25 protein-coding genes and 2 pseudogenes are annotated in these 25,822 nt (G+C 40.7%); 9 read left to right on the forward strand and 18 right to left on the reverse strand.

From position 1 onward, the window contains the following. Positions 1 to 103 precede the first annotated feature (103 nt). Positions 104 to 1,363 carry an iron-sulfur cluster carrier protein ApbC gene (gene apbC, locus FTT74_RS03760; RefSeq protein ID WP_179988586.1) on the reverse strand — a complete coding sequence of 420 codons (1,260 nt, stop codon included), beginning with the start codon at positions 1,361 to 1,363 and terminating at the stop codon, positions 104 to 106. Between the two features lie 278 nt (positions 1,364 to 1,641). Between apbC and metG the strand changes: the two genes are divergently transcribed. Further along, positions 1,642 to 3,699, forward strand: coding sequence for a methionine--tRNA ligase (gene metG / locus FTT74_RS03765; RefSeq protein WP_004975504.1), 2,058 nt, complete (start codon positions 1,642 to 1,644; stop codon positions 3,697 to 3,699). Positions 3,700 to 3,878: 179 nt separating this feature from the next. Continuing rightward, positions 3,879 to 4,679: a putative phage abortive infection protein gene (locus FTT74_RS03770; RefSeq protein ID WP_228278934.1), complete on the forward strand. Its 801-nt coding sequence runs from the start codon at positions 3,879 to 3,881 to the stop codon at positions 4,677 to 4,679. 186 nt (positions 4,680 to 4,865) lie between these two features. On the opposite strand, the gene FTT74_RS03775 is transcribed toward FTT74_RS03770, so the two are convergent. Further along, positions 4,866 to 5,489 (reverse strand): LysE family translocator, encoded by a 624-nt coding sequence (locus FTT74_RS03775; protein ID WP_179988587.1) that lies wholly within the window; start codon positions 5,487 to 5,489, stop codon positions 4,866 to 4,868. A gap of 356 nt (positions 5,490 to 5,845) precedes the next feature. On the opposite strand from FTT74_RS03775, the gene FTT74_RS03780 reads away from it, so the two are divergent. The 5 genes and pseudogenes from FTT74_RS03780 (at position 5,846) to FTT74_RS03800 (ending at position 10,367) form a co-directional block, all read left to right on the forward strand. Further along, a complete protein-coding gene (locus FTT74_RS03780; protein ID WP_179988588.1) occupies positions 5,846 to 7,468 on the forward strand; it encodes an oleate hydratase in 1,623 nt (540 codons plus the stop codon). A 135-nt stretch (positions 7,469 to 7,603) separates the two neighbouring features. Next, positions 7,604 to 7,991, forward strand: a pseudogene (locus FTT74_RS03785) (IS4 family transposase); the annotation flags it as partial. Then, a pseudogene (locus tag FTT74_RS03790) lies at positions 7,986 to 8,177 on the forward strand (HlyD family secretion protein); the annotation flags it as partial. The pseudogenes FTT74_RS03785 and FTT74_RS03790, both read left to right, overlap by 6 nt. Before the next feature lie 67 nt (positions 8,178 to 8,244). Beyond that, entirely contained in the window at positions 8,245 to 9,117 is an 873-nt protein-coding gene (locus FTT74_RS03795) for a 1-aminocyclopropane-1-carboxylate deaminase/D-cysteine desulfhydrase (protein ID WP_104853251.1), read from the forward strand. Between the two features lie 53 nt (positions 9,118 to 9,170). Then, positions 9,171 to 10,367: an NAD(P)/FAD-dependent oxidoreductase gene (locus FTT74_RS03800; protein WP_179988589.1), complete on the forward strand. Its 1,197-nt coding sequence runs from the start codon at positions 9,171 to 9,173 to the stop codon at positions 10,365 to 10,367. A gap of 179 nt (positions 10,368 to 10,546) precedes the next feature. On the opposite strand, the gene FTT74_RS03805 is transcribed toward FTT74_RS03800, so the two are convergent. The 4 genes from FTT74_RS03805 to FTT74_RS03820 all read right to left on the reverse strand — a co-directional run bounded on the left by FTT74_RS03805 (position 10,547) and on the right by FTT74_RS03820 (position 13,403). Continuing rightward, positions 10,547 to 10,714 carry a hypothetical protein gene (locus tag FTT74_RS03805; protein ID WP_179988590.1) on the reverse strand — a complete coding sequence of 56 codons (168 nt, stop codon included), beginning with the start codon at positions 10,712 to 10,714 and terminating at the stop codon, positions 10,547 to 10,549. 169 nt (positions 10,715 to 10,883) lie between these two features. Next, on the reverse strand, positions 10,884 to 11,054 hold the full coding sequence (locus FTT74_RS03810) for a hypothetical protein (protein ID WP_179988591.1): 171 nt from the start codon (positions 11,052 to 11,054) through the stop codon (positions 10,884 to 10,886). 94 nt (positions 11,055 to 11,148) lie between these two features. Continuing rightward, entirely contained in the window at positions 11,149 to 12,870 is a 1,722-nt protein-coding gene (locus tag FTT74_RS03815) for a mechanosensitive ion channel (protein ID WP_179988592.1), read from the reverse strand. A gap of 254 nt (positions 12,871 to 13,124) precedes the next feature. Further along, the gene (locus FTT74_RS03820) at positions 13,125 to 13,403 is read right to left on the reverse strand and encodes a hypothetical protein (protein WP_179988593.1); all 279 of its coding nucleotides are present in this window, start codon (positions 13,401 to 13,403) and stop codon (positions 13,125 to 13,127) included. A 201-nt stretch (positions 13,404 to 13,604) separates the two neighbouring features. On the opposite strand from FTT74_RS03820, the gene FTT74_RS03825 reads away from it, so the two are divergent. Beyond that, on the forward strand, positions 13,605 to 14,027 hold the full coding sequence (locus FTT74_RS03825; protein WP_004975486.1) for a hypothetical protein: 423 nt from the start codon (positions 13,605 to 13,607) through the stop codon (positions 14,025 to 14,027). Between the two features lie 138 nt (positions 14,028 to 14,165). On the opposite strand, the gene FTT74_RS03830 is transcribed toward FTT74_RS03825, so the two are convergent. Both FTT74_RS03830 and FTT74_RS03835 read right to left on the reverse strand, forming a co-directional pair. Continuing rightward, positions 14,166 to 14,837, reverse strand: coding sequence for a hypothetical protein (locus FTT74_RS03830; protein WP_154320450.1), 672 nt, complete (start codon positions 14,835 to 14,837; stop codon positions 14,166 to 14,168). Between the two features lie 7 nt (positions 14,838 to 14,844). Further along, positions 14,845 to 15,606, reverse strand: a complete 762-nt coding sequence (locus FTT74_RS03835; protein ID WP_179988594.1) for a ferredoxin--NADP reductase — start codon at positions 15,604 to 15,606, stop codon at positions 14,845 to 14,847. 84 nt (positions 15,607 to 15,690) lie between these two features. On the opposite strand from FTT74_RS03835, the gene gigC reads away from it, so the two are divergent. After that, positions 15,691 to 16,572, forward strand: coding sequence for a LysR family transcriptional regulator GigC (gene gigC / locus FTT74_RS03840; protein ID WP_019837525.1), 882 nt, complete (start codon positions 15,691 to 15,693; stop codon positions 16,570 to 16,572). A 38-nt stretch (positions 16,573 to 16,610) separates the two neighbouring features. On the opposite strand, the gene FTT74_RS03845 is transcribed toward gigC, so the two are convergent. The 10 genes from FTT74_RS03845 to nuoH all read right to left on the reverse strand — a co-directional run bounded on the left by FTT74_RS03845 (position 16,611) and on the right by nuoH (position 25,820). Continuing rightward, a complete protein-coding gene (locus tag FTT74_RS03845) occupies positions 16,611 to 17,186 on the reverse strand; it encodes a cold shock domain-containing protein (protein WP_179988595.1) in 576 nt (191 codons plus the stop codon). Between the two features lie 86 nt (positions 17,187 to 17,272). Further along, entirely contained in the window at positions 17,273 to 17,566 is a 294-nt protein-coding gene (locus FTT74_RS03850; protein ID WP_004975478.1) for a cold-shock protein, read from the reverse strand. A gap of 81 nt (positions 17,567 to 17,647) precedes the next feature. Next, entirely contained in the window at positions 17,648 to 18,283 is a 636-nt protein-coding gene (gene upp, locus FTT74_RS03855) for a uracil phosphoribosyltransferase (protein ID WP_004975475.1), read from the reverse strand. 126 nt (positions 18,284 to 18,409) lie between these two features. After that, positions 18,410 to 19,903 (reverse strand): NADH-quinone oxidoreductase subunit NuoN, encoded by a 1,494-nt coding sequence (nuoN, locus tag FTT74_RS03860; protein WP_179988596.1) that lies wholly within the window; start codon positions 19,901 to 19,903, stop codon positions 18,410 to 18,412. 3 nt (positions 19,904 to 19,906) lie between these two features. Then, entirely contained in the window at positions 19,907 to 21,520 is a 1,614-nt protein-coding gene (gene nuoM, locus FTT74_RS03865; RefSeq protein ID WP_004975471.1) for an NADH-quinone oxidoreductase subunit M, read from the reverse strand. 1 nt (position 21,521) lies between these two features. Further along, positions 21,522 to 23,417 (reverse strand): NADH-quinone oxidoreductase subunit L, encoded by a 1,896-nt coding sequence (gene nuoL / locus FTT74_RS03870; RefSeq protein WP_096901802.1) that lies wholly within the window; start codon positions 23,415 to 23,417, stop codon positions 21,522 to 21,524. Next, a complete protein-coding gene (gene nuoK / locus FTT74_RS03875) occupies positions 23,414 to 23,722 on the reverse strand; it encodes an NADH-quinone oxidoreductase subunit NuoK (protein ID WP_179988597.1) in 309 nt (102 codons plus the stop codon). The genes nuoL and nuoK overlap by 4 nt, the downstream gene beginning before the upstream one ends. Then, positions 23,722 to 24,240, reverse strand: a complete 519-nt coding sequence (nuoJ, locus tag FTT74_RS03880; RefSeq protein WP_171062597.1) for an NADH-quinone oxidoreductase subunit J — start codon at positions 24,238 to 24,240, stop codon at positions 23,722 to 23,724. The genes nuoK and nuoJ overlap by 1 nt, the downstream gene beginning before the upstream one ends. Then, entirely contained in the window at positions 24,240 to 24,782 is a 543-nt protein-coding gene (gene nuoI, locus FTT74_RS03885) for an NADH-quinone oxidoreductase subunit NuoI (protein ID WP_004975460.1), read from the reverse strand. The genes nuoJ and nuoI overlap by 1 nt, the downstream gene beginning before the upstream one ends. Positions 24,783 to 24,800: 18 nt before the next feature. Next, on the reverse strand, positions 24,801 to 25,820 hold the full coding sequence (gene nuoH / locus FTT74_RS03890; protein WP_004975457.1) for an NADH-quinone oxidoreductase subunit NuoH: 1,020 nt from the start codon (positions 25,818 to 25,820) through the stop codon (positions 24,801 to 24,803). Positions 25,821 to 25,822 lie beyond the last annotated feature (2 nt).

The following is a 25,822-nucleotide window of genomic DNA, read 5'->3' on the forward strand; positions in this document are numbered from 1 at the left end:
TAAATTTCCGCCATTTCCCATTTACAGGCACACTAATCCTAAGTAGCTTCTAGCTATTGAAATACTTATAAGGCAACAATAACTGTTATTTTTCAATTCGCACTTAAAAAATACGATTATGATCTTTTTCAGCTTTAGGCAGTTTTTTTGCTATCTGTTGGGCAATCGCAATATAACTGTCTGCAGCATCATCGCCAGCAATTACAGACGGTGTGCCTGCATCGACATTTTCACGAATACTAACATTTAAAGGCAAACGTCCTAGCAACGGAATGTCATATTGTTCTGCCAGTTTATCGCCACCGCCCTGACCAAAAATTTGCTCTTCATAGCCACAGTTTGAGCAGATATGCGTCGACATATTCTCAATCACGCCCATAACAGGAATTTGCACCCGATTAAACAGTTCAATCCCTTTCACGGCATCCATTAATGCAACATTTTGCGGTGTCGTCACAATGACTGCACCCGTTACTGGAATACGTTGCGCCAGTGTTAATTGAATATCACCTGTGCCTGGCGGCATATCAATCATCAGCACATCCAAATCAGGCCATAAGGTCTGATTAAAAAGCTGCATTAATGCGCCAGTCGCTTTGGGCCCACGCCATGCCACAGGTGTATTATGATCACCCGTTAAATGTCCGATGGATAAAACTGGCATACCAAAAGCATCTAATGGAACAAACTGCTCAGCCTCAATCATAGGGGTTTTGCCCGCATTACCCAGCATGGTAGGAATGCTTGGGCCATAAATATCGGCATCCAATACACCAACTTTTAAGCCTAATTCTTGCAGCGCTAAGGCCAAATTTACAGTTGTGGTAGATTTTCCTACCCCACCTTTACCTGATGACACCAAAATCACGTTTTGAATACGTGGATGTTTTGGCACATCACGCTGTTGTGGCGCAGCTTTTTGAATAGGTGGATTATTCGGATCTGCTTCTTGCGCTGAGCTTTGACCCGCAGCATCGACCACTGGTGGTAAATTAGAAGATACAGTCTGAGCTTGAGTAGATGATGAACAGCTTTCGCCCGCAGCATGTTGATGACCACAACTTTCTTGCTTTGCTTGACCCGTTTTTTGCTGAATCACATGCATATTCAATTCTTTAATGCCGCATTTTTCTAAAGCATCTGCCAGTTCATCATGAATTTGTTGTAAATGTTGTTTTTCTTCAGGATAAGTATTGATGGTGATTTGCAGAATATCACCTTGCACATTCACTTGAGAAATACGATCTTTTAAAGCATGTTCAGATTCAGGCAATATATAACTTTGTAGCACGTGCTGAATAGCTTCCTCATTCACCGTATGCAAAGGTGAAAAAACTGATTTAAGTGAAGAAAGCCAAGACATAGATTTACTCCAAAGTTTGGAAATACCGCGATTTTGATAGTGTAACGATAATTCAGTATAAGGTTAAGTCGTGCTATCACTGAAATACTTAATTCTGAGTATATTGCTTGGTTTTTGACATGATTTATCTTCAAATGCAGACCAAGAGCTTGTTTCGATATTGTATTTAGCCTTCTAAGCGGATTTGAAAAGAATTCCTGGAATCCCTTGTGCATCTATGTGCTATCTAAGGTAAAATTGCCCTAATTGCATCGTCCCTATTTGAGAGAGTTATATCCGTGCGTCAAATTTTAGTCACTAACGCCCTACCATACGCCAATGGTCCGATCCATATGGGTCACTTACTCGGTTATATCCAGGCAGATATCTGGGTTCGCGCCATGCGTGCAATGGGACATGACGTGACTTATGTCTGTGCGGATGATGCGCATGGTACAGCAATCATGCTGCGTGCCGAAGCCAACGGGATTAGCCCTGAACAGCAAATTGCCAATGTGCAACAAGAACACATTCGCGATTTTGACGGTTTTGGTGTGCATTTTGATCATTATGATTCAACGCATAGCGACACCAACCGCGCACGTGCCAGCGAAATTTATGTCAAAAACCGTGATGCAGGCAATATTGCTGTGCGTCCTGTTACGCAATTATTTGATCCTGAAAAAGGCATGTTTTTGTCTGATCGTTTCATTAAAGGCACGTGCCCGAAATGTAAAGCGGAAGATCAATACGGCGATTCTTGCGAAGTTTGCGGCACTACCTATAACGCGACTGAGCTGATTAATCCAAAATCGACTTTGAGCGGTGCAACACCTGTAGAAAAATCATCAGATCATTACTTCTTTAAATTGCCTAATTTTGGTGAATATTTACAAAAATGGACGCGCGATGAAGGTCGTTTGCCAGTTTCAATTGCCAACAAATTGGATGAATGGTTTGAAAATGGCTTGAATGACTGGGATATTTCACGTGACGCGCCATATTTTGGTTTTGAAATTCCAGACGCACCAAATAAATATTTTTATGTATGGGTTGATGCACCAATTGGTTATATGTCGAGTTTTGAAAACTACGTAAAAACCAAACGCCCTGACCTAAATTTTGACGATTACTGGAAAAAAGATTCAGACAAAGAAGTCTATCACTTCATTGGTAAAGACATCGTATATTTCCACGCTTTATTCTGGCCTGCAATGTTAGATGGTGCGGGTTATCGCACGCCTACAGGTTTATTTGTAAATGGTTTCTTGACTGTAAATGGTCAAAAAATGTCGAAATCTCGCGGCACATTTATTAAAGCAGAAACGTATTTACAGCATTTAAATCCTGAATATTTACGCTATTACTTTGCATCAAAACTGTCTGATAAAGTTGAAGACTCTGACTTAAATCTGGATGATTTTGTGCAGAAAGTAAACTCTGATCTTGTAGGTAAAGTGGTGAATATTGCCAGTCGTTGTGCCAAATTCATCAACACTAAATTTGATAACAAATTAAGTGCAAACTGCGCTGAACCTGAGTTAGTACAAAGCTTTATTGCTGCAGGTGACTCGATTGCCAAAGCATACGAAGAGCGTGAATTCTCTGCGGCAATTCGTGAAATTATGGCGCTTGCTGACCGCGCCAACCAATATATTGATGAGAAAAAGCCTTGGGCTTTAGCCAAAATTGAAGGCGAAGAACAGCAAGTTCATGACGTATGTTCTGTAGGGATTAACCTATTCCGTCAATTGGCGATTTATCTTGCGCCTGTACTGCCAACCTTGGCTGAACAAGTTCAAGCCTTCTTACAGTTAGATAGCTTTAACTTTGAATCACGTAAAACTGTTTTAGTCGGTCATGAAATTGCGTTGTTCCAACCACTCATGCAACGTGTTGATCCGAAAGCGGTAGCTGCAATGGTAGATGCATCTAAAGATTCTTTAGCCGCACCTGCTGAAGCACCAAAAACGGAAAAGAAAAAAGAAAAAGCCAAAGAGAAAAAAGCAGAACCAAAAGTCGGTGAAGCGGAAATTATCACGATTGATGACTTTGTCAAAATTGATTTACGTGTTGCAGAAGTTTTAGAGGCTGCAACCGTTGAAGGTTCAGACAAACTGCTTCAATTAACTTTAAATGTAGGTGAAGCTGAGCCACGTAATGTGTTTAGTGGTATTCGTGAATTTTATCAACCAGAAGATTTAAAAGGCAAATTGGTGGTGATGGTGGCTAACCTTGCACCTCGTAAAATGCGTTTTGGTATTTCTAACGGTATGGTACTTGCTGCGGGTAATGGCGAAGGTGTTTGGGTGATTTCACCTGAATCTGGCGCAAAACCGGGTGATAAAGTGTCTTAATTTTTAGACACTGATAAAAAGCCCTGCTATATTTTAGTGGGGTTTTTTTATAGTTATAAATAATGAATAGATGGATAAAGTTTTTTTGCTTAGTTCTACCAATAGTCTTGATAATTATTAGTTTGCTAGCTACCTATTTTATTTTTACCAACAAAGCTTTTCAAATTGGAGTAACCTCCTTGATTGATCCAAATTTAGGAGCTTCTTTAGGTAATTTGTATGGAGGAGTTATAGGTACTCTCTTAAGTGCATCAAGCATATTCCTCTTGATTTATACAATTATTAATCAAAAAGATGAAGCACAGAAAAATAATTTAAAGTCTAATTTTTTTAAAATGATTGATTATCACAACCAACATTTGATAAATATTTCTTTACCCAATACCAATCCGCAACACCCACCAAAAGAAGGGAAAAAGGCTTTTGTAACCTTCAAAATTCAGTTCAAACGAATTTTAGAAACGATTCAAGAAATTTCTGTACAAGAAAATCTCCAACTCAATAAATCACAAATATTAGATATCTCATACGTTATTTTTTACTTTGGTATAGAGGGAAGTTGGACGACATTTATAGTAAATAAACTATCAAGGTATAATGGATTTAATGAAGAATTAGTTATTAAAATTCAGAAAAGGTTAATGGAAAAGGATTTTAGAGGCTGCTTATTGAAAACCAATCAAACTCATTTAAGCTCTTATTTTAGAAATATGTATAATGCTATAAAAATAGTAGATGAATCAACAATCCTAAGTGATTTTGAAAAATACGAGTTAATAAAAATTTACCGTGCTCAACTTTCAAACCCTGAGCTTTATATCCTTTTTTTCAATGTTTTATCGCGTTTTGGAAAAAAATGGCTCCAAAATAATTTTATAAATAAATATGATTTTATTAAAAATATTCCATTTGAATATTGTGACGGATATGACCCTAAACATTACTTTCCATCTATCAAATTCGAAGAGGATGAATATTGATTTAAGTACTAACGCACAGAAAGGTGACATGGATGTAGCCTGTTCGTTAGGCACACGGACGTGCCCTCTAACGAACAAAGGATTTTTGTTACTTTTGATCCTTTAAAAGTAAGGCAAACATTTTAATTATTAGAATACCCTCATCCCAATCTTCTCCCAAAAGGCATAGGTATCTACACAAATAAATCACTTCATCCCAAAAATTAACTTTAATCCCAATACTGTCATGACCGCCCCTGCTGCACGGTCAAAAATAGCCTTAAACTTAATATAAGCCTGACGCGGTTTTTCTGCAGACAAAGCCACTGCAACCAATGAACACCAACCTGCATCAATAAAAAAACACAGAATTGGCAGCACCACATAAAAATAGTTCGGAATTTCTTTAGGCAACAAAGCCGTAAAAATACTCGCCAAGACAATTGCAATTTTAGGGTTAGATAACTGCGTAATTAAACCTGTAGTAAACGCACGGCGCAGTGACATTTGCTGTCCATGTGCAAGATTGGTTTGAATAGGCGCTTTGGCATGCTTCACAATTTTATAAGCCAAAAATAACAGATATAAACCACCGCAAATTTTAAGCAGCAAATATGCCGAAGGCACTGCCAATAAAATAGCCTGCAACCCCATCACCGCCAATAAACCAAAAATTGCGGCACCCGTACCCGTGCCTAAAGCCGTAAATAAACCATGCTTACGTGAAATGGCTATCGAATTTTTTGCCACATAAATAAAGGTAGGCCCAGGACTAATTGCCCCCAACATTAATGCCAAAGCAATAGAGCCTAAAATCAATAATGATTCCAAGATAGACCTCAAGATTAGAATAATTTTCAATTATTTATTTTACTTAAAAAACCATAATAGAAGATATAATTTTTTTGATTTATGTTTATAAATTTAAGGATTTTTCAAGCAATTTGATATTTAGTAAAAAACCAAAAATAGAGTAAAAACTCAATTTAATTTCAATATCAAACAGTTAAAACATAGCATATGAACAGTAAAATTTTATTGTGCATCCATTTTTTCTATTAAAGTTTTTTTCTGATAATAATTTATCATCGATTTTTAGCAGAACTTTCATATATTTTTAAAACACATAATCCCATAATAAAATTATGGCTTTAATTTTCTTTAGAACAACAACCGAGGCACATCAGATGCAAAATAAAAGACTGAAAACATTAGACCACTCTAAATCACATCTTTGGATTGTAGGTGGAGGCATAGCTGGTATGGCTGCTGCTGCTTTTGCGATTCGTGATGCTAAAGTGCCAGCTGAACATATCCATATTTTAGAAGAATTGAATGTTTCTGGTGGTTCGATGGATGGTGGACATAATCCGCTTAATCCGAACCAAGCATGGGTCACACGTGGTGGACGTATGCTAACTGATGAAACTTATTTGTGTACTTGGGATTTATTTTCAAGCATCCCATCTTTAGAAAATCCAGACATTTCTGTTCGTGAAGAATGTCGTGAATTTAACGAACAAGTTAAAACCAATGCTCAAGCACGTTTGATCGACTCAAATCATATTATTGCAGAAGCTCAAAAATTGGGATTATCAACGCTCAACCGTGCTCAAATGTTACGTCTACTGGCATTAAAAGAAGATCGTATCGGTAGTCGCCGTATTGATGAATTTTTTGATGATGCATTTTTCCAAAGTAATTTTTGGCGGATGTGGCGAACCACGTTTGCCTTTCAAAAATGGCATAGCGCAGCGGAATTACGCCGTTATTTTCTACGTTTCATTCAAGAATTACCACGCATCCATACCTTAGCAGGTGTGAAACGAACTAAATACAATCAATATGATTCAATGATTCATCCTCTACAACGCTGGTTGGTGGAACAAGGCGTTGATGTTCGTTTCGGTAGTTATGTCACAGATGCAGACTTTGTCGAAGATGCCCAAACGAAGGAACGTAAGGCAACCCAACTTTATGTCAACATTCCAGAAGGCACTGAACAAATTCAACTGGGTGAGCATGATCTTGCGCTCTTTACTTTAGGTTCGATTACGGCTGATTCACGTTATGGCGATAAATTCGATGTTCCTGAGCTGATTCGTGATCGACAAGATCATGGCTGGCGTTTGTGGGAAACATTGGCTCAAAAAGCTCCTGATTTTGGTCGTCCAATGACCTTCTATGGCAACATTGATGAGCATAAATGGAAATCCTTTACACTCACCATGCATGATGATGTGCTGCTAAAACGGATTATTGATTACACAGGAAATGAACCGGGTACAGGTGCACTCATGACTTGGTTTGAATCTGGTTGGCATCTATCTGTGGTCGTTCCAGCTCAACCGCATTTTGCTGACTTACCAGAAGGTAAATTCACCTTATGGGGTTATGGTTTTGAAATTGACCATATCGGCGATTACATTAAAAAACCGATGAGTGAAGCGACGGGTCAAGAAATTTTAATTGAGTTGATTCATCAACTTGGTTTCGATGACATTTTGGAACATGTGTTGGCACATACTGACATTACCACAGTAATGATGCCTTATGCCTCTGCCCTATTTGCATGTCGTAAAGCAGGTGATCGCCCATTGGTCATTCCAGAAAATGCAGTCAACTTTGCTTTCTTAGGTCAATTCGTAGAGCTTGAAGATGATGTGGTTTTCACTGTGGAATATTCCGTACGTTGTGCCATGATTGCCATTTATCAGCTCTTAGGTGTCGAACGTGAAATTCCAGAGATTTACAATGGTTTACTCGATCCTAAAGTTGGCTTAAATGCTTTGGAAGCAGTTTTTCATTAAATTTTAAAAAGCCATAGGGTAAATTGCTGCCCTATGGTTATTCAACTTACTTTGATAAAACGATCTTTGTACACGACAAAAAAAGATAACTCATTGAAATAATGGCATAATACTTGTTTTCTGACGACGAATATGATGATACATTTCAATGAGTTACATCTCATCTTAAACAAATATCTAAAGTTGAACAAGTCACATGTAAAATGTTTTACACTGATTATGCTGGCATTAATTGTAAAACAGACATGTAATCTTTCTTCTGCATTTAAAGCCTTACCCATCACGTGCTTACCACAATCATTTTTATCGATGTATACAACGCTTCTTTGCAGATCAGTATTTCGATTATCGTCAAATTTCTCAGTTAATTTTCAATATATTTTTATTCGATAAAGTCCAATTAACTTTGGATAGAACCAACTGGAAATGGGGAAAACGAGATATCAATATCTTGATGTTAGCCATCGTCTATCGTGGAATAGCGATACCTATTGTTTGGACATTGCTCAATGAACCAGGCCATGTGGAACAGATTTCCCCCGCTGCGGGTTCAGAGTTCAGTGTACTTAAACCTGACAATCCCACAGGAAATTTTACCAAAGTCGTTCAACGTATAGCGGTACGTATCACCATTGATCCGAATTAAAAAGGGATCGAAAATCTAAGCCCTGGTATGTCGGTGATCACGTCGGTGGATACCGACTCATAAACCAACACTGACATTCTCAATCAAATACATTTACAATGTGGTCAAATTCATTTCTCGTTCGCAAAAAATGTTTGATCACATTGCTTTTCCTACCCCTTATCAAACATTAGAACTTCCCCAGCCTGTTCAACTAACCATCAAACGCCTTGATCAGATTCATCCCCAGATTTCGGGCAACAAGTTTTTTAAACTTAAATACAACCTCTTGGCAGCACAACAGCAAGGTTTTTCTCAAGTCCTCACTTTTGGCGGTGCATTTTCCAATCATATTGCAGCAACGGCTTATGCAGCTCAACGCTTTGGCTTTCAAAGTATTGGCATCATTCGTGGTCAAGAACTTGCGACTCAAGACTTAAATCCTACCCTACAAACAGCGCAAGATTTTGGCATGCAACTGCATTTTGTCAGCCGAGCCGAATATCGTCTGCGCCATGAAGTGGAATATTTACAACAACTTCAACAGCAATATCCTCAAGCCTTTATTATTCCAGAGGGTGGAAGCAATTCCCTTGCCATTCAAGGGACACAGGAAATCCTCTCCCCTGATGATTTAGAAAATTATGACGTAATTTGTTGTGCTGTGGGTACTGGTGGAACAATTGTGGGCATCATTGAAAGTAGCTCGGAACAACAGCAAGTTTTAGGGTTTTCAGCCTTGAAAGGTGATTTTCTCAAACAGGACATTCAACAATGGACCGATAAAAGCAATTGGTCTTTAACCGATGCCTATTGTGGTGGCGGCTATGCCAAAACTACACCTGAATTATTGAAATTTATTCAAAATTTTGAGCAAAAATATCAAATTCCACTCGAACACATTTATACAGGTAAAATGATGATGGGACTTCTTGATTTAATCCAGCACAATCATTTCCCTGCCCACACTCGAATCCTGGCCATTCATACAGGTGGGTTGCAAGGAAAGCTTAAAGTATATTAAAACCCCCACAAATCTTTTATAATTACTCGCTTTTCGTCTACCGAGTAATACTCATGGTTCATCAGGTTGATGTTGTTGTTTTAGGTGCAGGTGCATCAGGCTTGATGTTGGCTGCTGAAGCAGGCAAACGTGGGCGTTCGGTTGTGGTACTGGAAAAGGCCAATAAAGTGGGCAAAAAAATTCTAATGTCTGGTGGTGGTAAATGTAATTTCACCAACTTAGAAGTCGAACCAAACCATTATATTTCACATAATCCACATTTTGTCATTTCTGCTCTCACCCGTTATACCAACTGGGATTTTATTGATTTAGTCTGCGAATATGGCATTGAATATGAAGAACGCAAACACGGACAATTATTCACTTTAAACGGCGCTAAAGAAATTTTAGCCATGCTCTTAGCCGAATGTGAAAAAACCAAATTGGTCGATATTCAAACCAATTGTGAAGTCAAAGCTGTGAATGCGGTAGATGATCAAGGTTTCCAAATTGCAACGACTTTAGGGTATTTCCAAGCAAGCGCTGTGGTTGTAGCCACAGGTGGTTTATCTATTCCAACTTTAGGTGGCTCTGGAATTGGCTATGAAATTGCTAAACAGTTTGGTCATCGTGTTTACCCGACCCGTGCAGGTTTAGTGCCTTTTACCTTCTCAGACAGCTTTAAAGAAGTCACTACACGTTTAAGCGGTAATGCGGTGGATGCGACTTTATCAAATTCATTAAATAGTTTTACCGAAGCATTGCTATTTACCCATCGTGGTTTGAGTGGGCCAAGCGCCTTACAGCTTTCTAATTATTGGGATGTCGGACAAAGTTTTAAAATTAACTTTTTGCCATACTTAGAACTCTATGACTTTTTTAAAAACAAAAAGCAAAGAAGTCCTAAAGTTTTACTACGCACCTTGCTCAGCGAACATTTGCCAAAAAGTGTAGTGGCTGAATTGCAGCAACTGATCTGGCCTACGCTCTCTGAAACGGCAATTGGCAATATCAGTGATGAAAAACTAGAACAGATTGCAGCACGTTTAAATGCCTTTGAAGTCAAACCATCGGGCACAGAAGGTTATCGTACTGCCGAAGTCACTTTAGGCGGAGTCGATACCCAAGAAGTTTCCTCTAAAACCATGGAAAGTAAAAAACAAAAAGGCTTGTATTTTGTCGGAGAAGTCTTAGATGTAACAGGACATTTGGGCGGCTATAATTTCCAATGGGCGTGGTCATCTGCACATGCGGCATCGGAGTACGTTTAAGCTAGCTTCCAAATGACATGCGAATAAGGTATGAACTAGGAATGCCTCCAGTCTAAACAGAGCAATATTGATCTTGCTAATCAAATTGCAAAATGACAAAAGCCAGTTTTTCTAAACTGGCTTTTTCTTTAACACCGTCACGCACTATAAAGACTCAGCAATACGTGAATCCTGTTATTTTATTCTAAATAATCGGTACGAAATAATACCAATTGTGGCGTATTTGCCAAACGTGACTCAGTTTGCTGCATTTTAAGCACAGCATTTTGTTGATGCATAGGTAACGAATTTGCCACTTGAACTTTTAAACTGATACGTAATTTGTTTAGCATATTGATTTCTCTCATTATTGTCATCCTTGCGCGAATTTTAAGACTCAAATATTTCAGCTTGGTTAAAACCCAAGTTTTTTATTTTTCCCTTAAACCCTCATCAAGCTTTCCAAGCGATTAATCTGATTTATCCAAATCAGTCTTTGGCTCATTCCTGCCAAAGTTGATTAATTTTTAACATAATTTAAGAGCTTGGTCTATCCTCCTTTGGGTGATTTTTCTCAACATTTTCAGTTGGTTTTGTGGCTACTTCTGGTTTGGCAAAAACAAATTTATAAGCTGCTACAAAAAAACCGATAGTGATACCAGCAATCACGATTGGGGCAAAAAACTTATTGGGTGCTGATTTGGACATTATCGTTTCCTCTTTTTTTTGAACGCCGAAAAGAAATCGACCAATACGGTGATTGGTCGATCATCTTAGCGATTCAAATCAAAATTTGAACAGGTTATTTCGGGTCATTTTTTGGATGTTCATCAACATCTGGTTCAGCCTCACCTGTCGAACCAAATGGGTTATTGACTGGTGGATGTTCAGGATCAACCTTTAACGTATCTGGCACAGCATGATCAGTTGCCGCTTCAGGTGTTGTAGTCACATCACTTACAGACGCTTGTGGCTGCTCAGATACAATAGGTGTCATCACATTTGATGCTGACGTTGCCGTTTCTGTTTTGTGCAACGGATTCGGTTGATTCGCCTCACGTTTGGCTTTATCAATCAAATCAGTTAACACACGTTCTGCAGGTTGACGACCACCTAAACCAAAGGCAAGTGCGAAAGCCACTGCAACAGAACCAAGAGTTAAACCAAAGGCCAAGTTCACAATAGAGTCTGCAATACCCATCGCGCGTAAGCCCATGGCTACCACCAAGCCCATAATTAAAATACGGACTAAGTTTGCCAACCAACGCGAGCTGTTATATTCACCGCGCTGTACCACTTTGGCGACCAAATTCGCTAGCCAGAAACCCACCACCAAAATGACAGCACCCAACAGAATATCTGCACCAAACTGGATAAACATGGCAATCAAGCCGCTGACTTGATCAAAGCCCAAACGGTTCGCCGCTTCAGATACCGCAAATAGCATGGTAAAGAATACGATCAGATAACCAACCACACATGAAATTTTAGTTGTACCTAAAAAGCGCTGTAAGTCGAGTTTGGCAGGAATACCATCGACTCCTGTGCCTGCAACCACTTCCACCACAATATTGGCTACAAAACGCGACACCACATAAGCCAAAATAAGAATCAGACCTGCCGCAATAATATGCGGGATCGCATTCATAATTTCATACAGCATGGCAGTCGCAGGCTGTGAAATGGCTTCAATGCCAAGTGCCTCAAAACCAATAATCAAGGCTGTGATGATCACCAAGGCGAAAACAAACGAACCGAGTAATTTAGGTAAATTTGAATTTTTGAAGATGCCAACTTTTTCAGCATGCTGTTGAATATTCAAGCTACCCAATAAACCTTCGACAATGCCACGAACAATTTTTGCCAGAATGTATCCTACAAAAACAATCACGCCTGCAATGAAGATGTTCGGTAAATACAGCACAACTTCATTCACCATGTTTTGCACAGGGAACAACAGACCGTTTAAGCCTAAAATTGACAGCACAATTGGCAAGAACAGCAATAAAATCAGCCAATAAACAATTTCACTGATATTTTGACTTAAACCACTCACACCGACATCGGCACTGAGTTTTTCATCCAACTGGGTACGTGCCAACAGTTTTTGCATCCCCACTTTGACCAGATTTGCCAAAATCCACCCAATAAAAGCAACGGCTACAGCAGCCAGTAAAGAAGGAATAAACAGTAAGAACTGCTGAATCATATTACTGAATGGCCCACTGACACTGGTCAGATTCAACACATTCAGCGCACCAATGACCGCAATAATTAAAATCACCCAAAACACGACCCGCGACACAATCACTTCAATATTTGAACGATGCCCCGTTGCATTTGATAATTTTTGATCGGTACCTAATTTTTGTAGAACCTTTTTAATTCCACCCGCAACCAATAATGCAATCACCCACCCGACAAGTAAAATTGCGACTGCAGCTAAAATGGGTTGAAATTGCTCCCAATAATACATGGCATCAAAACCTCTGCCATGTAGGTTCCCATTAAAATAATCATTCATCTTGTTTAATCCTCATGGTGATTAGCTTCATTTTTAGGTTTGCACTACAGCGCAAAACTGCTTTTTATCGATTCAAATTATTGAGTAAAGCTCTACCCACCATAGAATTTGCATATTTTTTATTCAACCTTGGGATGCAGAATCGCAACAATTCTACAAAGGAGGGATAATAAACCTTGCGAAAATCCACAAAAAAGCCCTGCATCTAGGCAAGGCTGAATTTGTAAATACGATTTTTTGACGCTTAGGCTAAACTACCGATCTGTTGCTGTTGCAGTATTGCTGTCCTCTGCACGTGCTTCATCTCCAGCTGTGCCCGTTGTCGTGCTATTTGGCGTTGCTTGTTGTACGGTTGGATTTGGATGTCCAGGAGGTGCTTCGCTCGGACTCGGATTGCGATCCGCCATCATGTAAATCAGCAATGCCAATAAAAAGATTCCCACCAGTAGAAGCATATAGACTGGAATACGTTTTTTTCGCTTAATGTCTTCAGCTGAGTTTACATGAGGTGATTTATTGAAATCATGCGGCATGTTCCCCTCACTTATGTATTTATCTGATGAATTTTCATACTAACAAGCTCCTCACGCTTATTGTGTGACAATACATAGCAAGATGGTGAAAAGATGTAATATACCTCAAGTACCACCTATGTTGCCCAATATCGACAAAGCTGCCTCTCACGGGGAAATGCGCTATAATCACGTACCGTTTTTTTGTGTACTTTGAACTTTATGGCGTATCGTCAACAAAGTGTATCGCTTGATCTTGACACTGACGTCACTCATCAATGTGCCTTGCACTATACCCGTGATGGGCATCTCATTGGTATTATTGAATTTAGCAAGCCCAGCTATCTGCTCAAATGGGGCGATTTGGAATATTTCCGTCGTCGTACCGAAGAATTTTCGGTCATGCCATTTCCAGATTGTGTGAATGCCATGATCATTGATATTCGCAACATTGCTGCATTTCTGGATAATGAAGTGCCAATTTTACCGTGGCGCTTACTTGAAGAAGAATGTCCTGTGCGTTTGGTGGTTCCTCAAGAGCGCTTAGAGCATTATGCAGGTTTTTTTGAACCGACTTGGCTAAGTAGCGATGTCGATAGCGCGATTCAGGAAATCCGCGAATATATGGATATGTTTGTGCACTAATTTCTTTGAAGAGTCACTTTCAAGCATTGCGTTCAAAAGTTGCTTTCAAAATTGAATCGCACCAAGCAAAAACCTCATCTGCAGCGTTGTAGATGAGGTTTTTATATGAATGGTGAAGATCACCTCAACAACCAATTTTTAGCGAATTGTGAAAATACATTTATTTTCAAAACTCGATTTAGGCAGCCACAAAACCTGCTTAAAACGCACCTGATCTATGCCAAAACTGCGCATTTTCTTAGATGTATAACGCCAACCGACACAGTCTTGATACTTCTCATATTCAGGAGTCTGCCCTGCAATGGTTGAGCTTTGCTGAACTTTAATTTTCTGAAAAAAAGCGGTTTCCTTTGCACGGATTGGGCCAATATATTCATTATACATTTGTTCCATTTCGGCACTTTCAAATTGCATTTTTTGCAAACTGCCACCATGCCAACCCAACTGACTACGCAAGTTTAAATATTTTACTTTGCCCGCAGGAAATACATAATTGGCACAAGAAGAAAAGCAATACTGTCCAACTTCAACATTCAGTTGATGGCCAAAGACCAAATTACCCAAATCAATACCTAAGCTGATCTCGCCACCACGACTGTTGATTTTTAAGGTATCAATTTTGTCTGACTGTTTAAGTAATTCCGCTGCACGTGCGTTGGCTTCAGGGCTAAGTGGCCCATCATAAATGAGTACGTGATCTTGCACAGCAACCTGAGTTTCCACCGTTTCAGCCTGTACGGTTTGTGCGACTATAAACATCAGCCCTGCGCTGGCTATATATTTGAACAGTTGATATTTGAATAGTTGCATCACATCCTCACCAATAATTTTCAACTGCAATATTGCCTTCCCCACGGCGGTTCATGCTTAAACCACGCGCTTTTAAGGCTTCTTTGGTGTCATCGACCATGGCAGGGTTACCGCATAACATCACATGGCTGGTTTCAGGGTTGAGTACACTACCCGCAGCCTGTTCAAGTTCACCATTTGCAATTAATATAGGCAAACGATCATGCAAATCAGCTTGAGGATCGCGAGTGATAATTGGGATAAATTTAAAGCCTGTATGCCCTTCGCCAAAAGTTTCGGCAATCTCGTGAATTTTATCGACATAAGCCAATTCAGCTTCGGTACGCACGCTATAAACCAAATAAATATGTTGATATTTTGTCCATGTTTCAAAATCTTGCAGCATGGATAAAAACGGTGCAAGACCTGTACCTGTGGCCAGTAACCATAAATCGTGTGGGGCAGGCAATTGATAACGCGCCAAGGTCAAAAAACCATAAGGGATTTTTTCCAAGTACAGCTCATCCCCCACTTGAAGGTGCTGCAAGTTAGAAGTAAACGCACCATCTGGCACGACAATTGAGAAAAACTCTAAAGTTTCATCAAAGGGTGATGACACCACCGAATAAGCACGTACTACCAATTCATCGCCCACTTTTAACCCGATACGTGCAAACTGCCCTGCAGTAAATTTAAAATGCGCGGGTCGGGTCATAATGAAGCTAAACAAGGTGTTGGTCCAACGATGAACCGAAAGCACTTTTTCTAAAGTAAATTTTTCAATTGACATGATTTGAGCGTGGCATGAAAGACTGTGCTCATGTTAGCATGTTGGGGTAATTTATGAATATTTTTAAATGTTAAGGCTTGATTCATGCGCATGACTTTACGCCAGTTGGCGGTTTTTGTAGCAGTTGCCCAAGAAGGGACAGTAACCAAAGCCAGTGATGCCGTTAAGCTCACCCAAAGTGCTGCAAGTATGGCCTTAGCAGATTTGGAGGATGGCTTAGGCGCTCCACTGTTTGACCGTTTGGGTAAGCGTCTACAACTAAATGATTTGGGTCGTTTTTTATTGCCACAAGCCTTAGAAATTTTGGGTCGTTGTGAAGCATTTGAGCAAGCCGCTAAAGGCGAGCTACAAAGTATTGATTTGCGTTTAGGTGCAACTCTTACCATTAGTGACTATTTGATGCCTGATTTAATGGCAGACTTTTTGCAAATTCAGCCGCAGGCGCATTTACAGTTACAAGTGGGCAATACCCGCCAAATGATTGAAGCTGTAAACCAATTTCAGCTAGATTTAGCACTGATTGAAGGTTCTTGTCACTTGCCACAACTCCAATGTATTCATTGGCGTGATGATGAGCTTGCAGTGTGCTGTGCACCAAGTCATCCTTTAGCGCAGTTAAACCGTGCTTTAAGTATCGCAGATTTTGAAGACGCCGAGTGGATTTTACGTGAAGAAGGTTCAGGTACCCGTGAAGTGTTTGACAATGCAATTTTAAAAGACCTGCCTGATGCCAATATTCGTTTAACTTTGGGTCATAACGAAGCGATTTTAAAAATTGTCGCAGGTGGAATTGGTATGTCGTGTATTTCACGATTGGCGATTGAACCTTTACTAGAAAAAGGTCAATTGGTAATTTTGGATACACCTTTCTGGCAACTGACGCGCCCGTTATTCATGTTGGTGCATCGTCAGAAATACCAAGGGCCTGGTTTAAGGGCATTTATGAAATTTTGCGACGCGAAATAATTCATAGGAGTACCAATCAAGGTACTCTTTTTTAACAATTAAAACTGACTCTCACATGGTATGCCGTCACCATCACCGTCCATTTTAGTATTTGGACAATTTCGTATAAAGAATAACGCTTCTTCGTAAGACGTCATTTGACTACAGTGCTCACGCCCATCACAAGTAAAGTTCTGTTCGACAACTGGAACTTCTACTGCTTTTTGTACTGATAAAGCTTCAGGCTGGCTATTTTGCCAAGCTTGGTACTTATTAAATACTGCATAAGCCAAGACGAATATAATCAATATACCCATATAAGTCACAAAATTGGATGAGTTATTTTCAGACTTCTGCTGTCTTTTTTGAATCTGCTTTGTCGTATAAATTGCCCTTGATTGAGGCGTATGCCTTTCGACTGCAACCTTAATATCTAGACGGACAATATTATCTGCTTTGAACTTGCCATTTTCTTCTACTTTACGAAATTTTAGATTTTCTCCCACTTTTAGTGGAATATTTTTATTGGGAAAATCTTTAATATGAAAAAATAAATCTTTAGGCTCTCCTTCTATTTGAATAAAACCAAAGCCTCGTTCTTCGTTATAAGTTTTTATTTTCCCTTCTAAAAACATAAATTACTCTTTTCACGTTAATTTTTGATTATTGTACAAAAAAAGAGGCGAAAATGCCTCTTTTCTGTGCATGAAAACATTTAAAACTAACGCTTTAAGTTTGATAACAATGCAGACGTAATCGACGTATTCGCAGCAACCGCTTTGGCTTTTTTTGCTTTTTTGGATTTATCTTCTACAGGTTCAATATTAATGGCTTTATAACGATCACCATTTTGAACCACATTAAATTTAACGCGATCATTGCGCTTTGGCTCGCCTTCAGCCGCAGGAAAATCCGAGATATGGAAAAACACTTCACCTTCAGGTGCGGCAATAAATCCATAGCCTTTTTCGGCATTATATTGTTTGATTTTCCCTTGATATTGTTCAGATTTCATGGCTTAACCTTTTACGAGCTGCACTTTATATGAGTATATAAAAAAGAGGCAGTTAATGCCTCTTTTTCACCGACATTCGGCTTAATCTTTTTGCACTGAACCAAAAATTTTATCGCCTGCATCACCCAAGCCAGGCACAATATAACCATCTTGGTTTAAACCTTCATCTACCGATGCAGTAAAGATCACCACATCTGGATGCGCGGCTTCTACACGTTGAATGCCTTCTGGCGCTGCAACCAAAACCATCACACGAATGTCTTTACAACCACTGGCTTTGAGCAAATCAATCGCTGCCACTAAAGATGAACCTGTGGCAAGCATAGGGTCAATAATCATCGCAATACGGTTTTGTACATCTGGTACTAATTTTTTGTAGTACGTACGCGCTTCTAAAGTTTCTTCATCACGTTCCAAGCCAAGTACAGACACTTTGGCACTTGGAATCAAGTTTAAGAAACCATCTAACATGCCAATACCTGCACGTAAAATAGGCACAACCGTAATTTTTTTACCCGCAATACGGTCTACAGTGACTGCACCATTCCAACCCGCAATTTCGTGCTCGACCATAGGCAAATCTTTGGTCGCTTCATAAGTCAGCAACATGGTGACTTCTTGTGCCAATTCACGGAAGTTTTTGGTGCTGATATCAGCACGACGTAATAGCCCTAATTTATGACGAATAAGCGGATGTCGGATTTCATGAATAGCCACGGGAGAACACCTAAAAGGAAAGAAAAGCAAATATCATTTTATTATATGCTGTTTTTATTGTGTATATAAACCAAAAAGCCCTCAATTTATGAAGGCTTTTTGACTGAAAGTTAAACTTCTTTCAAATTATTGCTGTGACAGCATGAAATGGATTGGTGACAAAATTTCAGCTTCAAGTGCAATTTTGATAATTGGGTCTGGATAAACACCAATCACCAATACCGCTAAAGCTGCAGCCAATACCATAATACCGCCCACTTTTTGACCCCAATGATCAACAGCGTCCATTTTTGGTTCGTCTGGCGGTGTCATATACATCACCACCATAACGCGCAAGTAGTAGTACAAACCAATACCTGAACCCACGATGATCATCGCAGCTAAGAACCAGTGCTGAGTTGTTACCGCAGCCATCACCACCAAGAACTTACCAATGAAGCCTGCAGTTAATGGAATACCTGCGAGAGAAAGCATCATCACGGTCAATACAGCAGTCAATACTGGGCGACGCCAGAACAAACCACGGTAGTCAGCCAAACTTTCAGCTTCTGCTACGTTGTTGTATGGGCTAGACATTAATGCCACCGCACCGAACGCACCAATGGTCGTCAAGACATAGGTAATCACATAAACGCTGACATTACCCAAGCTTGCATAAGTCATGCTGATTAAACCAATCAACAAATAACCAAAGTGTGCAATTGATGAGTAACCCAAAATACGTTTCAAGTTCACTTGACGTACAGCAAGGAAGTTACCCACCAAAATTGAAAGCACGGCAATAATGGTCATGATGGTCACAATCGAGTCAATCAGGATTGCACCTGAACCCAAAATGTAACGCACGAACAAACCAATGGTTGCTACTTTCGCTGCAGTCGCAAGGAAGGTTGCGATTGGTGCAGGCGCACCGTCATAAACGTCTGGTGTCCATTTGTGGAATGGTGCCAAAGACAGTTTAAATGCCACAGCAAAGACAATTAAGCCTAGACCTAAAATCACCAATGGCTGTTGGATATTTTGCATTAATGCTTGAACAGAGTCATAGAACGACAATGAACCTGTGTACGCATAAATGTACGCCATACCCATAAGCAACATTGCTGATGCAGTTGCAGACAATACTAAGTACTTCACGCCCGCTTCTAAAGATTTAGAACGCTGGTGGGTATATGCCAATAAGCCATAAACAGGAATTGACATTAACTCAAGGCTAATGAAGAACGATGCATAGTGCGAACTTGACACCATCAACATAGCACCCGCTACAGAACATAACATCAAGATGTAAAGTTCTTCGCGGTTGTCTTTATAGGTCTCAATATAAGCATGAGACAAAGTAGAACATGCCAATGCTGCGATCAGAATCACCAGTTGATATAACAAGGTGAACGGATCAATCATAAACATGCCCATCACGCTGGCAGGAGCAAAGTTCCCACCAAACATCATGAGTAAAAGGTAAGCCGCAGCGAGGTTCAAGCCCACCACTGATGCTGTAGCAATTAAGTTATGGTTACGCTTAATTGCAGTAAGGATCATCACGACAATCGCAGTTAAAGCCACGATCATCACAGGAGCTAAAGGCATAAGCTCAGAAAATGACATTGTGAAGTTCATGGCTTATTGGATCTCCACATTTTCGAGTTGAGCTGTTACTTCTTGCGTAACTTCAACTACTTCTTGAACTGGGATGTAGCTATTTGCTAACCACGCCATACTTGAATTTGAAATATCAAGGAAGGTTTGTGGATACAGACCAAGCCATACTAGACCCAGCGCACAAATTGAAAGAATCACAACTTCACGTGCATTTAAATCTTTTAACGGATTTGCATAGTGCTGTTTTTGCTCTTCATTTGGTACACCAAACAAAGCTTTGTGAATCAGGATTAAACCGTAAACACCTGCAAAAACTAAGCTGATTGCCGCAATAATTGTGAAGGCTGGGAACTGTTCAAATGAACCCATTAAAATCAGGAATTCACCAATAAAGTTACCTAAACCAGGAATACCGACTAACGCAGCCACAAAGAACATGAGGAAGAATGAAAGGTATTGGAATTGACCACGAATACCGCCCATTAAACGCATGTCACGTGTATGTACGCGCTCGTAAATTTGACCACACATAATGAACAATGCAGCAGATGACAAGCCATGTGCCAACATCATGATCATTAAGCCTTGGTAAGTCAGGATATTACCTGCATAAATTGCAAGTAATACGAAGCCCATGTGCGAAATTGAGGTATAGGCAAGTAAACGCTTCATATCGGTTTGCTGGAAAGCACACCACGCGCCGTAGAACACACCAATTAAACCCAAAATAATGGCGATGTCTGCAAACTGAGCAGAAGCCGCTGGGAAGAATGGAATCACGAAACGTAATAAACCGTATGCCGCAGTTTTAATCAAAATACCTGCAAGGTCGACAGAACCCGCTGTAGGCGCTTGTGCGTGTGCATCTGGTAACCAACCGTGTAATGGGAAAACTGGAAGTTTTACCGCAAAACCGATGAATAAACAGATCATGAAGGCATAAGCGACTGCTGGTAATTGTGCGTCAAGTGTATTCGCTACAGCCAATAAATAGTTGTAGTTGAATGAAATTGTACCTGACATCATGTATCCGTAGATCACTAGACCTAAGATACCAATCAACATGATTAAACCAGCAACTTGCGTGTAGATAAAGAATTTGGTTGCAGCGTAAACACGTGAACGACCGTTTGAACCTTTATGACCCCATAACGCAATCAGGAAGTAGATTGGTACAAGCATCATCTCCCAGAAGAAGAAGAACAGGAACAAGTCAATCGCAAGGAATACACCAATTACCCCTCCCAAAGACCATAAAAGGTTAAGATGGAAGAAACCAACGTTCTTTTGAATTTCACCAAATGAACAGCCTACCGCTAAAATACCCAGTAATGCTGTTAAGCCCACCATGAGTAAAGATAAGCCATCCACCGCTAAGTGAATGTTGATGCCTAGGGTTTGAATCCAAGGCAACATAAATTCAGCCGACCAAGTTGGAACTTGAGCGCCTAATTCATAGTTATAGCTAGCTCCTTGCCACAATGCGACAGTTAAGCCCAAAGTAACGAGCATACCCACTAAAGCAATGTAACGCGGTAATTTATCGTCGAGTTTATCGACCAACCAGCAAATAAAACCTGCAATGAACGGAACAAGGATCAGCGCGGGTAGAATTAAATTGTTTGGAGTATCCATCTTATTTCCCCACGACCTGAATCACGATCAAGATCATTAGTAAGACCACCACACCAAGTGCCATACTTGATGCGTACTCACGCAATGAACCTGTTTGACGTGAACTTGTGAAGCTATGACCACCTTTCACCAGTGCAGGCAGTACCAACCACATACCATCAACTGGATCACGACCTAATAGTTTGGCAATCAGCAAGAATGGTTTTACAAATACGATGTCATACAACGCATCGAAACCAAGTGCATTACGGCAAATGTTGGCAAGGCCTGCGCCCAATGAAGTTTGCGCAAAACCTTTTACAGCATTGTAAGCAAAGGCAAATAACACCACACCTACTGCTAAACCAGCCAAAGCCACACCAATTGCAACATACTCTGCACCATGTGCGCCTGCTTCTAATGCTTCAGGAATCACAAATGCTGGGATTTTTGCAGCATCAAGAATGCTCATCACTGGTGCTTTTAATACAATCGCTAAACCAGTTGAAAGTACTGCAAGCACTGCCAATGGGAACCAGTAAGTTGCGCCTTTGATCTCGTGATACGGTGTGTTTTCTTTACCAAAGAATACAACCCAAATTAAGCGGAATGTATAAATTGACGTTAAGAATGCACCTGCTACACCCACCCAATATAAGGTGTTATATAGCGGAATACCTGCGATATGACTTTGCGTCCAAACTGCTGCCAAAATAGCGTCTTTTGAGAAGAAACCAATGGTCAAGAATGGAATCGCTGCCAATGCACCGCCACCAATTGCGAAACATGCAAATAGGAATTTGTTCTTGTAGAACAAGCCACCCATTTTGAAAATGTTTTGTTCGTGATGGTAAGCCAAAATCACCGCACCAGAAGACAAGAATAATAATGCCTTGAAGAATGCGTGAGTTAACATGTGGAATAGACCCGCTTGGTATGCTTCTGCACCAACTGCCATAAACATATAACCCAGCTGACTCATAGTTGAGTAAGCCAAAATACGTTTGATGTCGGTTTGAACCAATGCTGCAAAACCAGCAACTAGCAAGGTCACAGCACCTGTAATTGAAATGAATAACATCACTTCAGGTGCAAGTTCAAATACGCTGAACATACGGCAGCATAAGTAAACACCCGCAGTTACCATGGTTGCAGCGTGGATTAATGCAGATACAGGTGTAGGACCTGCCATCGCATCGGCTAACCAAGTTTGCAACGGAATTTGTGCAGATTTACCCGCAGCACCCAAGAACAACATTAACGCTGTCCAAATGGTGATCGACGAGCTTTGAGTCATTACATTGGCTGCATTTTCTACGATGTATTGTGTGTTCAACGTACCAAATTGTTGATACAACAAGAACAACGCGATCAGTAGGAAAACGTCACCCACACGTGTTACGGTAAATGCTTTGATTGCTGCAAAACCGTTTGCAGGGTTTTGGTAGTAATAACCAATCAGCAAGTAAGAGCACAAACCTACACCTTCCCAACCTAGGAACAATAACGCCAAGTTATCGCCAAGTACCAACAACAACATGCTCGCAACGAACAAGTTGAAGTAAGAGAAGAAACGTGCAAAGTCTTCTTCACCACGCATATACCATGATGCAAAGATGTGAATTAAGAAACCCACGCCTGTAATCATGCCCAGCATGAGCAAAGATAAACCGTCTAAGTGCAAGCTAAACGCAGGTGCAAAACCACCCACATTGAACCAAGTCCATAAATGTTGAGTCGTTGCAACCGAACCGTTGTTCACAAAGTCCATGCCTGCAATTAGCGCAAATAATGCAGACAGACCCACTGAACCTACGCCAATAATCGCAGCAACTTTTTCAGGTAAGTTGTTACGCCCTGCCGCTAAAAGGATAAAACCAATGAGCGGAAACAATACTGTTAGATATAAATAACTCATCCGCGCATCTCACTAGCAGCATCCACATCCAAATGATGGAAGCGATGATAGAACTGAAGGACGATCGCAAGACCGATACACGCCTCTGCCGCAGCAAGTGTCAAGATCAAGATAAACATGATCTGACCATCTGGTTGTACCCATGCACTACCAGCCAAGACAAACGCCAATGCCGCAGCGTTCATCATGATTTCAAGGCCCATTAAAATAAATAGTAGGTTGCGTCGCACCATCACACCGTAAAAACCCAGTGCAAAAAGAATAGATGCAACGATCAAACCATGCTCTAAAGGGATGTTGCCCATTATTCTTTTTCCTCTTCTGCACTTGGTTCACGTTTACCGATGTGGAAGCCTGCAACCAAAGCTGCAAGTAATAACATTGCGGCAACTTCAACCAACAATAAGTACTGAGTAAAGAGTGCTTGACCCACTGCTTTTGGACCCACCATTTCGGTGCCCATAAGCGCGCTTGGTGCAGTGTAGTCTGAGCTTAATGACCACACTAAAACCAAACCAATTAGGAAGCTCATCAAAGCTGGGTATGCCCAAGTTGATGAAGTCAACCATTTACGCTCTTGCTCAACAGTTTGCTGACCAAGGTTGAGCATCATCACCACGAATACGAACAAGACCATGATCGCACCCGCATAAACAATGATTTCTAAGGCACCAGCAAATGGTGCACCCACGATCATGAACATGCCTGCAACCGCAAGTAATGACACGATCAAGCTTAATAAAGCATGTACTGGGTTCGCGTTAGTCACTACACGAACCGTAGAAACAATGGCCACGAGTGCCATCAAGTAAAACGGCCACATCATGGTAATAGACTCCGTACATCAATAGGTGCGCTTTCACGTTGCGCTTGACCTTTGTCTTTACCTGTAACAGCCATACCCGTTACACGGTAGAAGTTGTAGTCAGGATATTTACCAGGACCTGAAATGAGTAAGTGTTCTTTCTCATACACCAAGTCTTGACGCACATATTCACCTAACTCAAAGTCAGGTGTTAACTGAATTGCAGTCGTTGGACATGCTTCTTCACACATACCGCAGAAAATACAGCGTGAGAAGTTGATACGGAAAAACTCTGGGTACCAACGACCATCTTCCTGTTCTGCTTTTTGCAGTGAAATACAACCAACTGGACAGGCAACTGCACAGAGGTTACATGCTACACAACGCTCTTCGCCATCTGGATCGCGTGTTAACACAATACGACCACGGAAGCGTGGAGGTACAATTTCTTCGGCTGGCACTTCCGGATACAAAATGGTGTCACGTTTACGTGTCACGTGTGAGAAAACCATCCACAGTGAACGTACAATTGACCCAAACCCAGCTAGAAACTTAAACATATTGTTCTCCCTGCTGTCTTAGGCCGAATGATTCATAAGAATCACAGCACCAGTTACCAAAAGGTTAACAAGCGCCAATGGCAAGCAAATTTTCCAACCAAAGTTCATCACTTGGTCATAACGTGGACGCATTAAAGAACCACGAGCCAAGACAAACATCATCACAAAGAATGCTGTTTTGATAATGAACCAGAAAGCTGCTGGAATGAATGGAATTTCAAGGTTAAACGGCGCTAGCCATCCACCGAAGAATAGAGTCACGATAAGCGCAGAGATCAGTACCACGTTGACATATTCTGCAACGAAGAACATCCCCCACTTCATACCGCCATATTCGACGTGATAACCTTCAGCCAATTCTTGTTCTGCTTCTGGTTGGTCAAATGGGTGACGGTGAGTTACCGCAACGCCTGCAACCACGAAAATCAAGAAACCTAAGAATTGTGGAATCACAAACCAAACATCACGTTGCGCTTCAACAATTTCACGCATGTTGAATGAGCCTGCAATAGCAACCACACCCATGAGTGAAATACCCAAGAACACTTCATAAGAAATGGTTTGAGCGGCTGAACGTAAACCACCAAGCAATGCGTATTTGTTGTTTGATGACCAACCACCAAATAACACCGCATACACTGCGATACCTGCCATTGCCATAAAGAACAACAGGCCAATGCTCATGTCTGCCACACCTAAATAAGGTGATACAGGAATAACCATGAACGACAGTACCGCAGTTGCCATTGCAACTGCTGGTGCCATACGGAACGTAAGTTTGTCGGCAAATTTTGGTGTCCAGTCTTCTTTGAACATGATTTTCAGCATGTCGGCAACAATCTGGAACATACCGCCTGGACCTACACGGTTCGGACCATAACGGTCTTGCCATAAGCCCAGTAAACGACGCTCAATAAAAGACATGAGTGCAGCAATCAATACCACAACCAGTAAGATGACAATCGCTTGAATGACTGAATAGGCAATTGGCCAGTTCTCAGCCCACAGCGGCGTCTGACGGATTAATTCTTGTTGCATGA

Origin of the sequence: Acinetobacter sp. YH01007, from assembly GCF_013420425.1 — a bacterium.
In the GTDB taxonomy this organism is placed as follows: domain Bacteria; phylum Pseudomonadota; class Gammaproteobacteria; order Pseudomonadales; family Moraxellaceae; genus Acinetobacter; species Acinetobacter towneri.